General features: G+C 36.1%; 13 protein-coding genes. 6 read left to right on the forward strand and 7 right to left on the reverse strand.

From position 1 onward, the window contains the following. Positions 1-8: 8 nt before the first annotated feature. The 5 genes from MP477_RS19865 to MP477_RS19885 all read left to right on the forward strand — a co-directional run bounded on the left by MP477_RS19865 (position 9) and on the right by MP477_RS19885 (position 6,845). Positions 9-920 (forward strand): hypothetical protein, encoded by a 912-nt coding sequence (locus MP477_RS19865; RefSeq protein ID WP_257191768.1) that lies wholly within the window; start codon positions 9-11, stop codon positions 918-920. Between the two features lie 174 nt (positions 921-1,094). Then, positions 1,095-1,583: a BON domain-containing protein gene (locus MP477_RS19870; RefSeq protein WP_257191769.1), complete on the forward strand. Its 489-nt coding sequence runs from the start codon at positions 1,095-1,097 to the stop codon at positions 1,581-1,583. 5 nt (positions 1,584-1,588) lie between these two features. Then, entirely contained in the window at positions 1,589-2,008 is a 420-nt protein-coding gene (locus MP477_RS19875) for an SH3 domain-containing protein (RefSeq protein ID WP_230037284.1), read from the forward strand. 90 nt (positions 2,009-2,098) lie between these two features. Beyond that, positions 2,099-4,816 (forward strand): outer membrane beta-barrel protein, encoded by a 2,718-nt coding sequence (locus MP477_RS19880; protein WP_257191770.1) that lies wholly within the window; start codon positions 2,099-2,101, stop codon positions 4,814-4,816. Positions 4,817-4,985: 169 nt separating this feature from the next. Further along, complete coding sequence (locus MP477_RS19885; RefSeq protein WP_257191771.1) at positions 4,986-6,845, forward strand: CocE/NonD family hydrolase; 1,860 nt, start codon at positions 4,986-4,988, stop codon at positions 6,843-6,845. A 92-nt stretch (positions 6,846-6,937) separates the two neighbouring features. Here MP477_RS19885 and MP477_RS19890 read toward each other — a convergent pair whose 3' ends face one another. The 3 genes from MP477_RS19890 to speB form a co-directional block, all read right to left on the reverse strand. Continuing rightward, a complete protein-coding gene (locus tag MP477_RS19890; RefSeq protein WP_257191772.1) occupies positions 6,938-7,549 on the reverse strand; it encodes an alpha-ketoglutarate-dependent dioxygenase AlkB in 612 nt (203 codons plus the stop codon). 67 nt (positions 7,550-7,616) lie between these two features. Beyond that, the gene (locus MP477_RS19895) at positions 7,617-8,459 is read right to left on the reverse strand and encodes a methylated-DNA--[protein]-cysteine S-methyltransferase (protein ID WP_230037292.1); all 843 of its coding nucleotides are present in this window, start codon (positions 8,457-8,459) and stop codon (positions 7,617-7,619) included. Between the two features lie 68 nt (positions 8,460-8,527). Beyond that, on the reverse strand, positions 8,528-9,385 hold the full coding sequence (speB, locus tag MP477_RS19900; RefSeq protein ID WP_257191773.1) for an agmatinase: 858 nt from the start codon (positions 9,383-9,385) through the stop codon (positions 8,528-8,530). A gap of 186 nt (positions 9,386-9,571) precedes the next feature. Between speB and MP477_RS19905 the strand changes: the two genes are divergently transcribed. Further along, on the forward strand, positions 9,572-10,231 hold the full coding sequence (locus MP477_RS19905) for an HAD family phosphatase (RefSeq protein ID WP_257191774.1): 660 nt from the start codon (positions 9,572-9,574) through the stop codon (positions 10,229-10,231). A gap of 107 nt (positions 10,232-10,338) precedes the next feature. Here MP477_RS19905 and MP477_RS19910 read toward each other — a convergent pair whose 3' ends face one another. The 4 genes from MP477_RS19910 to MP477_RS19925 all read right to left on the reverse strand — a co-directional run bounded on the left by MP477_RS19910 (position 10,339) and on the right by MP477_RS19925 (position 14,063). Continuing rightward, entirely contained in the window at positions 10,339-11,733 is a 1,395-nt protein-coding gene (locus MP477_RS19910; protein WP_230037298.1) for an arginine decarboxylase, read from the reverse strand. A gap of 122 nt (positions 11,734-11,855) precedes the next feature. Continuing rightward, entirely contained in the window at positions 11,856-12,731 is an 876-nt protein-coding gene (locus MP477_RS19915) for a tyrosine-protein phosphatase (protein ID WP_257191776.1), read from the reverse strand. 128 nt (positions 12,732-12,859) lie between these two features. Next, complete coding sequence (locus MP477_RS19920) at positions 12,860-13,504, reverse strand: thiamine diphosphokinase (RefSeq protein ID WP_257191777.1); 645 nt, start codon at positions 13,502-13,504, stop codon at positions 12,860-12,862. Then, entirely contained in the window at positions 13,494-14,063 is a 570-nt protein-coding gene (locus tag MP477_RS19925; protein ID WP_230037304.1) for a cob(I)yrinic acid a,c-diamide adenosyltransferase, read from the reverse strand. Before MP477_RS19925 ends, MP477_RS19920 begins: the two co-directional genes overlap by 11 nt. Positions 14,064-14,243 lie beyond the last annotated feature (180 nt).

The following is a 14,243-nucleotide window of genomic DNA, read 5'->3' on the forward strand; positions in this document are numbered from 1 at the left end:
AACAGGTAATGATGGTATCAAAAAATAAAATAAAAAGATGTATTAGTACTTTACTTACTGTATCACTTACAGTAACCTGTATCAATGCTCAAATAGGAATTGGAATACCCAATCCGGCAAATCCTGTAGAAATTAAAACAAATGCAGGCAATATTGTAGTTGATAATTCCGGAAGAATGGGGGTACTCGTTGCCAATCCAAAAGTAGCCATGGATCTACGCAGTGGCACCAACGGTTCTGTGGCTATCGGGAATACAACGAAAACAGCTGCCGAGGCAGGCGCAGGCACATTACGATATGTTGCAAGTCCTGCCATTGGGGTAAAAGGCTATTTAGAATTTTCCGACGGTTCCAGTTGGGTTAGTTTTTTTCCTAAAGGAAAACCCCGTATCATCGTAATGGCAAGTAAGATTACTCAGGATACCTATGTATTTGAAAGTGCGGTACCTTCGGAAATAGGGACTAAATCCGGGGTGGTTCAAAGAAGATCTTCCTATTTAACTAATTGGGCTGAAAAATTAGATTCTGATTCGGGGGTACCAACGGCAAATTTTACCCCGGCTACAGGTGAATTTATAGCACCGCGTGATGGTGTATACTTTGCTACTTTTACTTACGCACTACAATCCAGTCAGGTGAATACAGGGGCCAACAATCAAACAGAAGCCATTTGGGAAGTTAGAAATCCGGCGGGTACTATCACTCAAAGAGTAAAAACCAATAACGGATATGCTTCCGATACGGGAGGAAGTCCTAATGCAGTACCTGTAGGCTCGGCTTGTACAGTAAGTGTATATTTAAATAAAGGAGATAAATTAAGACCTTTTGTTTGGATTACAGTAGCATTTGACGGAACAGTCAGCCAGTTTGATATTTCAGGAAACGGAGCCTATAATTCTCTTACCATAGTTGAACAGTAAAAACATTCTGTAATAAACCGGAAGTACCTTAGAAAAGATTTATACATTTAAAATTAAATCCCTGATATATAAAATATTGTAAAAAATTTAAGAAACATTTATTGATTTTTTATTCTTTTGGTACAAATTTTATTATTACATTTGATTGTATAACAACATTAATAAATATACAATATGAAAAAAACTATCGCAATGGCTGCATTAGCTGTAGCTGTATCTTTCGGAGCAGTTTCTTGTAAAAAGAAAGTATCTGATGCCGATCTTCAGACTCAGGCTACAACTGTAGTAACTTCTAATCCCAATGCTTCTGTTGAAGTAAAAGAAGGTGTAGCTCACTTAAGCGGAACTTTTGCAGATCAGCAGTCTAAGGATGCAATGATCACACAATTAAAAGCGATCAGCGGAGTAAAAGACGTAATGGATATGTCTACTATAGCAGCACCTGCGCCTGCCGCACCAGTGGAAACTACATCAGCTGTAGACCCTGCTGTTCAGAAAAAAGTTCAGGATGCTGTAAAAGATTTTCCAACTGTAAAAGTAGAAGTTGTAAACGGACAGCTTACTCTTACAGGAAATGTTTCAGGTTTACAGGCAAGAAAGATCAAAGAATCTGTAGATGCCCTGAAAATTGGAAAATATAACAATAACCTAACTGTAAAATAATTAAGATGAGCGAATTACAAAATAAATATTCAAGTGTAGTTTCAGCAGCTCAGTCTGCAGGAATTTCAAACCTTCAGGTTCAGGAGCAGGACGGAATACTTTATGTTTCCGGAAATGCTTCAAGCACCGCTGCAAAAGATGCAGTATGGAATGCTTTAGGTGCCATTGATTCTACCTATTCTTCTTCAGATATCAATATTGATGTACAGGTAGCAGGACTTGCTGCAGGTGCTTCTCTGACAATAGCAACAGAGGACTCTAACCTGAATATCAGACAAGAGCCTTCTACGGAAGCTGCTGTTGTAGGAAAAGCAGCCAAAGGTTCTTCAGTAACTTTAATTGAGCAGACTTCTGACGACTGGTGGAAAGTGAAAACTGCTGACGGTCAGGAAGGATATGCGTATTCAAGATATTTGAGAGCATAATTTAATTTTACGAAAATTAATTTCAGAAATATACTGAGAAACATCCCTATATTGGGATGTTTTTCTATTTTTACCCTTTGAAAAAGCTAAATGAAGAAAATCTTACTGTTATTGCTTTTCGTATGCAATATCGTGATTGTACATGCCCAGAAACTGCATATTGACGGAATAGTATCGGACCTGGAAAAAAAACCTGTAGAAAATCTAACGGTATATCTGCTGAAGACAAAAGATTCATCTATTGTCAATTATACTGCTACCAATAAGGAGGGAAAATTTTCATTAAAAATTGATGAGGCAAAAGAACCGTCTGTTCTCAGAATTGACGCTGGAAACCTTTCCTATTTCAGGAAATTTGAAAAAATTGACCAGTCTATATCTTTGGGTACTATACAACTTGAGAAAAAGGCCGTGATCAATATTGATGAGGTCAAAATTACAGTCTCTCCCGTAAAAATAAAAAATGACACCATAGAATTCAATGCATCAGCGATTAAGGTACGCCCTGACAGCAAAATTCTGGAGCTTTTAAAACAGATTCCCGGTGTGGAAGTCGGTAATGACGATAAAATTACAGTTAATGGGAAAGATGTAGATCAGGTTATGGTCAATGGCAAACCATTTTTTGATAAAGATGGTAAAATGGCTTTACAGAATCTTCCGGCAGATATTATTAAAAATATTCAGTTTACCACTACAAAAACAAAAGAAGAAGAGCTTAGTGGGAAACATCCAAAATCTCAGAATACTACGATCAACTTTACTATTGATGAAAAGAAGAACAAAGGATTTCTTTCAAGAATTACCCTAGGCTACGGCTCTGATAAGCGGTATGAAGGCAGTACGCTTCTAAGTTATTTCAAAGGAGACACTAAAATCAGTCTTTTAGCTTCTTCCAACAATATCAATTCTAAAAGTGTTTCTGCTGATGATGTTTTTGATAATATGGGCCGTATCAGAGGCTCCGGTACTCAAACAGGTGGCAATGGGATTCAAAGATCTACCACTATTGGACTTAACTACAATGATAAGCTCGGAAAAGATGCAGATCTGGATAATCTCAGTCTAAAATACTCCAATTCTACTATGGAAACCCGGTCTAAAGTTTCAAGAACGACCCTTCTTCCCAGCTATACACTTAAAACCAATTCTGAAAGCAATGGTGACACTGAATCCAGAGCATATAATTTTGACAGTTCAGCGCGAATAAAACTGGACTCTCTGACCAATATTTATATATCTCCATCTTTTTCAAAATCTGAAAATTTCAGCTTCAGCAGATCTCAGTCATCCACTTTAAGGGATGATAAGCTGCTTAATGAAAGTACATCTTCCAGCAGTACCCGTGGAGAAAGTAATGCTTTTAGTCCTACTATTTATTTTTCGAAAAATTTAAGAAAAAAAGGAAGGTCAATTTCGGCCACCATCAACACCAGTATTTCTGAGTCCAACAGTGATAATATCAATCAGTCGCAAAATACATTCTACAATGAATCCGGCCTTACCACAGACAACCGGGATCAGCTACAGAAGAATACATCACAAAGTAATAATTACAGTTTCAGTGCAGGCTATACAGAACCTATTTCAGATTCTGCAATACTAAGCCTTCAATTGGAATACAGTTCAAAATTATCCCGAGATTCGAGAGATTTCAGTGATTTTGATCCTGTTACGGGACAATATTCCAAATACAATACACTGCTTTCAAACAGTATGAACCAAAGAATCAACCAGGTTTCTCCTGAGCTTTCTTTTTCTCTCTTCAAAAAGAAGTATAATATCTGGAGCGGTGTAAATCTTGATATCTCAGATATGAAGGTAAATTCTGTTTTCAAGGGACAGGTATATGATCTTCAGAAAAGTTTTGTGCTTCCAAGGTATACAGTGAATTTTCAGTATACTTTTTCAGAACGTACAAACCTAACCTTATACAATTCTTCCAGCTTCAATATTCCTGGGGCAGAACAACTGACTCCTTATAAAGATGAGTCTGATCCGCTGATATCCTACACAGGAAATCCTGATTTGAAAAACACCTGGATGACTAACACTAACCTTTCCTTTAACAGGTATAATATCATCAAAAATTTCAACTACTATATCAATATAGGCTTTACCTACAGAAATAATGACGTCATCAATTACACCAAATATGATGAGGCCGGAAAACAGATTGTTACTTATGATAATGTAAGCGGAAATAAAAATGTTACCATTGGTACAGGTTTAACCAAGATTTTCAAGTGGCAGGACAAAAAATTCACCATTAGCCCAAGATTCAATATGAATTATACTTACAATAATGGTTTTATCAATGGACAGGCTTTTAAAAGCAACTCATATAGTATGAATCCGGGATTGAATCTGAGCTTTGAAATTAAGGAAAAGTTCAGTATTAAACCCTCCTATAAAATTGGATATAATTTCTCAAAATATTCCAATTATAATATAGACCAGGTAAATACGATGAATCAGTCTTTAAAGCTGGAACTTACCAACTACCTCTTTCAAAACAGGCTTGTTTTCGGAAATGACTTCGAGTACAATACCAGTTCCAATATTGCTCCCGGATTCAAAAAGGATTTCTATTTCTGGAATACCAGTCTGGGATATTCTTTTTTCAAAAAGCAGCTGACGGCAAAAGTAAAAATTTATGATGTCTTAAATCAAAATCAAAGTGTAAGGAGAACCATTACAGATTCTTATTTTGAAGACCGTGAAGATCTGATTCTAAAACGCTATATTATGTTTTCGCTGAGTATGAAACTCAATAAATTTGCAGGTAAAAAACCGAAAAATAAATAATATTGTATTTTTTTAAAAATATGATTTTATGAGTATTTCACTTGAAAAACTGAGTTTCTCCTCCATAAACACAACAAATATCTGATTTGATGGGTGTTTTTCAGGAAGATTCTTGAGATAAAACAGGGTGGCTTTATTTTTATTTTTAAATTAGCCGTAAATTTTTTTTATGAAAATCCATATTTCAGTGTTATGTATTCTTTTTTTCCTTCTTGGGAAAGCTCAAAAAACGGAACAGAAAGACAATTTCGTTAAAGATAATTTCACCAAGAAAGAATTTTATATTCCTATGCGTGACGGGGTGAAACTTTTCACATCTGTCTATATTCCGAAAGATATCTCAAATAAAAACAAATATCCTTTCCTGATGCAGAGAACCTGCTACAGCGTAGCTCCTTATGGAGAAAATGAATATAAAACAAAGGTAGGCCCGAACTCCTATCTGATGAAAGACAAATACATCTTCGTCTATCAGGATGTCCGTGGAAGATATATGAGCGAAGGTACTTTTACCAATATGACCCCTCAGGTAGAACGTAAAACAAAAAAAGATGTGGATGAAAGTACAGATACCTATGATACGATAGAATGGCTTTTGAAAAACGTTAAAGATAACAATGGTAAAGCAGGACAGTTTGGAACTTCGTATCCGGGCTTTTATACTGCTGTAGGTACATTGGCACAACATCCGGCTTTGGTAGCCTCTTCTCCTCAGGCTCCGATTTCTGATTTCTGGAATGACGATTTCCTTCATAACGGAAGATTTATGCTGGGATATTTCAGAACATTCCCTGTTTTTGGAGTCCAAAAGACAAAAGCAGAGAATAAAGCCTGGTATATGGATTCTTTCGTTAAGCAAACCTCTGAAGACGGATTAAAGTTCTACAGAGAGCTTGGTACCCTGAAAGATGCCTATGAAAAGTATTACAAAGACAATTTCTTCATGACCGAAATTATGAATCATACCAATTATGATGAATTCTGGCAGAAGAGAAACCTTCTTCCTCACCTGAAAAATATCAACCATGCTGTAATGACCGTAGGAGGATGGTTTGATGCTGAAGACCTTTCCGGTCCTCTGAATATTTACAAAACAATTGAAAAGACAAGTCCAAAAGCGAAAAATACCATTGTAATGGGACCTTTCTCTCATGGCGGCTGGTCTCAGGAACAGGGAAAACATTTCCACAGTGAAACCTATTTCGGAGACAGCATTGCCACGTATTATCAGAAAAATATTGAGACCAAATTCTTTAACCACTATCTGAAAGGAAATACAAAAGAAGATGCAGGACTTCCTGAAGCCTTAATGTATGATACCGGAGCCAAAGAATGGAAAGAATTTGCTTCTTATCCTCCTAAAAATGCACAGAAAGTTAATTTCTATTTATCGAACAAAACCTTAAAGAAAACTTCCGGCTCAGGATATTCAGAATATTACAGTGATCCTGAAAACCCGGTTTTAAGTTCCGATCACTTAAAAGATTTTAACGGCTTTACGCCTAAAAATTATATGTCGGAAGATCAGAGATTTGCAGTAGGAAGACCCGATGTACTGACGTTCACTACAGATGTTCTGACAGAAGATATTGCATTTGCCGGAGAGATTATGGCCAAACTGAATATTGCATCCACTTCTACAGATGCTGATTTTGCGGTAAAACTGATTGATGTATATCCTGAAGATTTCAAACCTGCTGAAAAGAAAGACGGCGTAATCTATGGAAACTACCATCAGATGGTAAGAAGTGAAATTATGCCGGCAAGATTCAGAAATACAAGAGAAAAAGGTGAAGCTTTAGTTCCGAATCAGAAAACAGCGGTCAACTTCAGGCTTCAGGATGTGGTTCATACTTTCAAAAAAGGACATAAGATCCAGATCCAGATCAGCAGTACCTGGTTTCCTCTGTTTGCTGTTAATCCGCAGAAGTTCCTGGATAATCCTAATTTTGCTACTAAGGAAGATTATACTAAGGCATTAATTAAAATTTATGATGACAGCTCTATTGAAGCTGAGGTTTTAAAATAAAGAGAAAAAGCTGTTCGTCCGAACAGCTTTTATTTTTTATCACCTGCAGATTGAGCTGATATTGTGCATCTGATCAATAGGTGTGATTTTTTCTAATCTTCAATGGTTCTGAAGGTAAGATTCACCCTGGGTGTTTTTACTTTTGTACTTGGAGGAAGCCTGTGAAGCCAGTAATCCTGAGTTGTTCCTTTCATAACCAGCAGACTTCCCTGTTCAAGGAAGATTTCCACCTTTTCTTTTGTTGTTTTATGTTTAAATAAAAACTTTCTCTCCGCTCCAAAAGTAAGAGAAGCAATAGCGCCATGTTTCTTAAGGTCGGTTTCTCCATCACTGTGATAAGCCATTCCCTCGTTTCCGTCATGGTATAAATTAAGAAGGCATGAATTGTACGTTTCACCTGTCACTTCTTCACACTTCTTTTTTAATTCCAATAGCTCAGGAGTCCAGTACTTTGCATATTTTGTTCTCTTTGAATAGGTGTATTCAAAAGCTTTTTCGCCAAACCATGCTACCTTTCTCTTAGTTAAAATCAGTTTTCCGAAGATCATCGCTTCATCATGTTCCCAGGGAATCTGATGGAACAAATAGTCGTAGTAAAAGTCAGATTCCTGTTTTGAGAAAACTTTTCCATAGTAAAGAGCAGTTCCATCGTGTGGAAGGAGACTTAAGGGATAATCCGGTGTTTCGTCGAAGAGACTGAGCATTGATTTTTGTTTTTGTTAATACAAATTACATAATGTTTTTGTAAATAGGTTATGGTGGCTAAAACACTTAGGAGTAAAGTTGTGAGCTCTCCCAGCCTACAATCATCTGTTTTCTCTCACTACCCCATCGGTAACCGCCAAGATGTCCGGTAGACTGAATAACACGGTGACATGGAATAAGAAATGCTACCGGGTTACTTCCGATGGCAGTTCCTACAGCTCTGGAAGCCTTTGGGTTTCCAATCTTTTCAGCCAAAGTACCGTATGTAGACAGTTTCCCCATCGGAATAGTCAATAAGCTTTCCCAAACTTTAAGCTGAAAATCGGTTCCTTTTAAATGAAGTTTGATGGTATTGAGCTTTGTCCAGTCTTTATCAAATATGGACAATGCATTCTTCTGAAGTGTATCCTGTTTTTCAAGAAAAGAAGCATTAGGAAATTTATGTTTCAAATTCCCTAATACTGATTCTTTATCGTTTTCAAAAGCCATATAGCAGATTCCCTTTTCTGTGGAAGCCACTCCTATATTCCCGAATGGGCTTTCTGAAAAGCTATAATTAATGACAAGACTTTTCCCTCCGTTTTTATACTCCGCAGGGGACATTCCTTCTATTTTCACAAACAGATCATGAAGCCTGCTGGTACTGGAAAGCCCTGTTTCATACGCGGTGTCAAATAAGCTTGCCTTTTCTTCCTTCAATAAATTTTTAGCATGTTCAAGACTGATGAACTGCAAAAATTTTTTCGGACTTGTTCCTGCCCAATCTGTAAAGATCTTTTGAAAATGGGCCGGACTCAAGTGAATATTCTCTGCCACTTCCTCCAAACTTGGCTGAAGCCTGAAATTGCTCTGGATATATTCTATCGCTTTGGCAATTCTGTTATAATCTATTTGATTTTGTGTGGACATTTTTATTCTGTTTTACCTCACAAATTTCCTAAGAATATACGGCAGAAAAAATCCGATTCTTGTGGAATTTAGTTGTTGTTATAAATATTGTTGTACGCAAGCATCTTATAATATAACTTAGCCGCCAAGAAAGCTGTTGGCTTAGCCATTGGAGAATCCATTAATTCTACAATATCAAAGGCCACTACATTACATTTTTCAAATACTTTTCTTAATAATTCCAATGTTGGATACCATTGTAATCCACCCGGTTCCGGAGTTCCTGTAGACGGTGCAATAGAAGGGTCGAAAGCATCTAAGTCAATGGTGATATACACATTTCCTGATACTTTTTCCAATACATCATTAACCCAGTTTTCATTGTTCGCTATTTCATGAGCAAAGAATACTCTTCCTTCAGGCAGATATTCAGTTTCCTCAGCATCCATAGAGCGGATTCCCACCTGAACTAAGTTGTGTTTCTGATTCGCTTCAAAAACAGCACAAGCATGGTTAGAAGTTGATCCATGAAACTCAGGACGTAAATCCGTATGAGCATCCAACTGAAGAACAGTTAAATTTTCATATTTCTCCCCTACAGCACGGATAGACCCGATAGACACAGAGTGTTCTCCACCGAAAAGGGTAAATACTTTTCCTTCATTTTGCAAAAGCTCTTTTGTTTTTTGATAAACAGCTTCTGTCATGGCTTCAGGGCTGGAGTTTTCAGAAACTTCACCCGCTAAATATACTCCTTCAAGGTAAGGTTCAGTTCCTGTTTCAATATCATAAAGCTCCATATTTTCAGAAGCATCTAAGAATAACTCAGGGCCTTTATCAGCTCCTTTTCCCCATGTTGAAGTTCCATCATAAGGAACAGTTACCAACATTACTTTCGAATTCTCTAACGTTGCGTTTTCTTCGGGAATTCCTGCGTATGTTTTCATATATAATTATTAATTAAAAAATTAAATGATTGAAAAATTAAAAAGATTCTGCAAAGATACAAAATAGTAGTTGAGTTATAAATAATTGGTGATTTGTTATGAATTTTACCCTTATGCCAACTTTTAAATCCTGAAATCATTTAATGTTTAAATTTTAAAAGTTATTTTTGTAAAAACTTTCAAAATATGCCTTTAAAAGCTGTTCTTTTCGATATGGATGGAGTTATTGTAGATACAGAACCATTGCATAGAAAAGCTTATTTCAAAACCTTTGATGAATTGGAAATTGCAGTTTCCGAAGATTTATATACGTCTTTTACCGGAGCTTCTACCAAAAGAGTTTGTGAAGCATTAATTCAGAAATATCATCTTAACCAGACCCATGAAGCTATTTCAGCGATCAAAAGATCCCATTTTAAGGATTATTTCTATAACGATGACGAATTTGATTTAATTCCGGGGATAAGAAAACTGATTGAGCATTACCATGAAAACGGGATAAAGCTGATCTTAGCTTCTTCTGCAACCATGACGACTATCAATATGGTTTTTGATAAATTCGAACTTGAAAATTACTTCAGTGGGAAGATCAGTGGTGCAGATTTAAAAGAATCAAAACCTCATCCTGAAGTTTTCTTATTGGCGGCAGAAATGGCAGGTGAACCGGTAGAAAACTGTATGGTAATTGAAGATTCTACCAATGGAATTCTTGCTGCACACAGGGCTGAAATCTTCTGTGCCGCTTACAGAAGTCCACATTCTAAAAATCAGGATTATACATTAGCGGATACTGTAGTTTCCGATTACGAAGAATTGGAACTGGATAAAATTTCAAAATATTTCTAAAATAAAAAGCTCTCAAAAATTTTGAGAGCTTTTGCTTTATATAGGTTTTAACTGAGCCAATTGTTTTTTGCAAAAGAGCTTAAAGCCTGTTTTTATTGATAACAGATTTATTTGTAACCAAGAAGTTTTAACACATCTTCTGGCTCCTGCTTTTCACGGAAAATTTCATACTGCAGCTCACCGTTCTCATCCTTTTGAATCAGGACGTGCCTCGGCTGAGGCATCAGGCAGTGGTGTACCCCACCGTAACCTCCAATGGTTTCCTGATAAGCTCCGGTATGGAAAAATCCTATGTATAAAGGTTTTATATCACTGAAAACAGGAAGGTAAATGGCATTGGTATGCTGTTCAGAGTTGTAATAATCATCGGAATCACATGTCAGCCCCCCCAGGAATACTCTTTCATAAGAATCTTCCCAACGGTTGAGCGGAAGCATAATGAAGTGCCTTGAAATTGCCCAGGTATCAGGAAGTGTAGTCATGAAAGAAGAGTCGATCATATTCCACTTTTCTCTGTCGTTCTGACGTTTCTGAGAAATAATTTTATAAAGGTTCGCCCCACTTTCTCCAACTGTAAAACTTCCGAATTCAGTATAAATATTAGGTTCTTCCACCCCTTCTTCTTCACAGAATTTCTTGATTTGAGAAACAATTTCCTCTACCATATACTGGTAATCATAATCAAAATTCAAAGAAGTTTTAATAGGAAAACCACCTCCAATATTCAGGGAATCCACTTCAGGAGCAATTTTCTTCAAACGTGCATATACACGAAGACATTTGTACAGTTCGTTCCAGTAGTATGAAGTATCTTTAATCCCCGTATTAATGAAGAAGTGAAGCATTTTCAATCTCGCATTCGGGTGTTCAGCAATTTTCTGGCTGTAATAAGGAATAATATCTTTATATCCTATCCCTAGTCTCGAGGTATAAAATTCAAACTTCGGTTCTTCTTCCGAAGCAATTCTGATCCCTATATTAAAAGTAGAATCTATACTTTCCGTAAGTTTATCCAACTCCCGGTAGTTATCCAGGATCGGAGTAATATTTTCAAAACCATTATTGATCATCTCTGAAATCTTCATCAGGTAATCGTCCGTTTTGAATCCATTACAGATCACTTCAATATTTTTATCTACTTTCTCTTTTTCATAAAGAGCTTTCACAATATCCATATCATAGGCAGAAGAAGTCTCTATAGAAATTTCATTTTTAAGAGCTTCTTCCAGTACAAAGTTAAAATGACTGGATTTTGTGCAGTAGCAGTAGGTGTAATTCTTTTTATATCCGGTTTTTTCAAAAGCTTCTTTAAACCAGCTTTTGGCTTTCTGAATATTTTGAGAAATTCTCGGCAGATAGCTAATCTTTAGCGGAGTGCCAAATTGCTCTACGACATCCATTAATGGAACATCGTGGAACAACAAATTGTTCTCAGAAACATTAAACTCCTCTGTAGGGAAATATAACGTCTGATCAATAAGTTCCGAGTACTTTATTTTCATTTCTAAACAAGTGAATTAAGAAATGCAAAATTGCTAAAAAAGTTTGATTTTTGGGCGTTAAATTTATTATAATTTTCTATAATACCCTGATCGTCTCTTCTAAATATTTTTCTATCTGATAATCAATACGTAAACTTTTCAATATATTCCTTCCTTTTTGCTTCAGAGATCCCTAAGGCCTGCTGAATGTAAACATCCATTGAGCCGTACTTTTTATTAATCTCCCCAAAAGCTGCATCAAGATATCCTTTTTCAACCCAGCTCAGCTTTTCCAGGACTTTTATGTCCATTTTTGGATAAAGAAAATGCAAATTATTGGCCAGGCGGAGTCTTTTCTGAACAAGATCTTTTCTAAAGGTATTGGATAAAAGGTATTCATTGTAAATAGTCTCCTTATCAAATTTCAATATCGTTAAGATCAAAGCTGTAGTAATTCCCGTTCTGTCTTTCCCGGCAGTGCAGTGGTAGAGAACAGGGTCATTAGATTCTAAAATCTCTGTAATAATGGTCTTTATGGTTTCCGGATTTTCTGTGACATATTCCCGATAGAAATCTACCATTCTTTTATCTGCATCAGAACCATTTACTTTTCCTTTTAACACCAGTTTTTTAGCCTGATCCAGCTGATCACCCTGATCTTCAAAGGCAGAATAATTCTTGTACTTAATTTCTGCCGGAAGATGATCCGGTTTCTGAGCAATTTCTTTTGAATTTCTAAGGTCAATAATTTCTTTTATTCCCAGATTTTGAATTTCGTCAAAAGAGCTTTTTTTGAGCTGATGAAGATGCCCGCTTCGGTAAAAAAAGCCCTGTTTTAAGGTACGGCCATCCGTATTTTTAATATTTCCTACTGTCCGGAAGTTAATCACTTTTTTGATCTTGATAACTTTCTCCGTTTCATTTTTCCCATACTCCGGTGTTTCATTATGCAGTGTTTTACAGGAAAAAGCACTGCATAATGAAAGACTGACCAGTGATATTTTGATAAACTTATTCAATAGTTCTTTTTTGTTTCACCACAAAAGTTACAAAAAATTTTTAAACTTTTATACCCAACGCTTTGGAATGGTTATTTACGGGTAAGGGGCTAAAGCCCATTTCCATTATCGGTAAAAAGACTGCTTTACTATATTGAAGGATATTCTATTTCATTACTCCCTACAAAAATGAGCAGATCTCCTGACTCATATTGCACTGAAACTTCATCTTTAACAGCAAAATTCCGGGTTCCTATTCTTGTAGTAATGCTTAAATCTCCATTGGTTAAAGGCCAGTTCAGTCCTGTAGTTGTTATATTACCTGCTGACGGAAAAGGATAAAGAGAAATCATCTTATTTTTCACTCCTTCCAATGTGAAATTTTTAGGGATAAAATAATATTCTGAAAACTCATCGTAAAACCTGAGGCTCATACGGTCTTTAAATGCATAAGCAACACTAAGGTTTCCAAGGAAATGATCCTGTTCTCCTCCACTTGCCCCAAAAACATCTATATCAGAAAATCCTTTTTCTACAATAATTTCCAATGCCTTATGAAAATCTGTTTTATCCTGATCCAATGTGAGAATAAATTTCTCTTCATACATATCTTCATCTGATCCCGAATGCGAATCAAAATCACCGGAAATAAAATCCAGTTTATCTAAGGGAAAACCCATTCTTTTTAAATAATGAAAAGCACCGTCTGTGCAGGCAATTAAACCATAATTTTCAGGATTGGGTAAAGATTTCGGAGCCTCTCCATTGATGAAAAGTAATACTTTATCTCTCATTCGGGTTCCAGTATTCTTCCGGTTCGTTGTTCAATTTTGAGATGTATCTTGCCAATACGAAAAGATAATCTGATAATCTGTTTAAATATTTAATAAGTTCGGGACGTACTTCTTCAGCCTCATTTAAGAATACCAATGAACGTTCTGCTCTTCTGCAGATGGTTCTTGCTGCATGTAAGAAAGTGGCAGATTTTCCTCCACCGGGAAGAATAAAGTACTGAAGCGGTTCCAGTTTTTCATCAAAAGAATCCATCCACTGCTCCAGTTCTTCAATTTCTGTTTCTGAAATAATGATAGGAAGACGTGATTTTCCATTTGCCAGCATCAATTTATCCACTGGTGTTGCAGCTTCAGAACCTACTGTGAATAAATCAAATTGAATTTTTTTCAATTGTCTTAGAACCTCTTCATCCTCAATATGACTTTTTGAAATTCCGATGAATGAATTCAACTCGTCTATATTTCCGTAGCTGTCCACTCTTGCACTCGCTTTGGAAACTCTTGTTCCGCCGTATAGTGCCGTTTGGCCTTTATCTCCTGTTTTTGTATAAATTTTCATACTACTAAAATACTTTTTTTTGTACAATTTGAAAAGTAAAACATAGTAATAAATCTCTATTCTATCTGAAAAAAATATTAACTGACATTAGGAATTAATGTCAGTTAATATTTGCATAGGTAGGTTTTATACCTTTCGATATGGTTTACTCTTTGTTAAGCATGACAAAGCAAATGTTAA

The sequence above is a fragment of the Chryseobacterium sp. WG23 genome (assembly GCF_024586575.1).
Classification (GTDB): domain Bacteria; phylum Bacteroidota; class Bacteroidia; order Flavobacteriales; family Weeksellaceae; genus Chryseobacterium.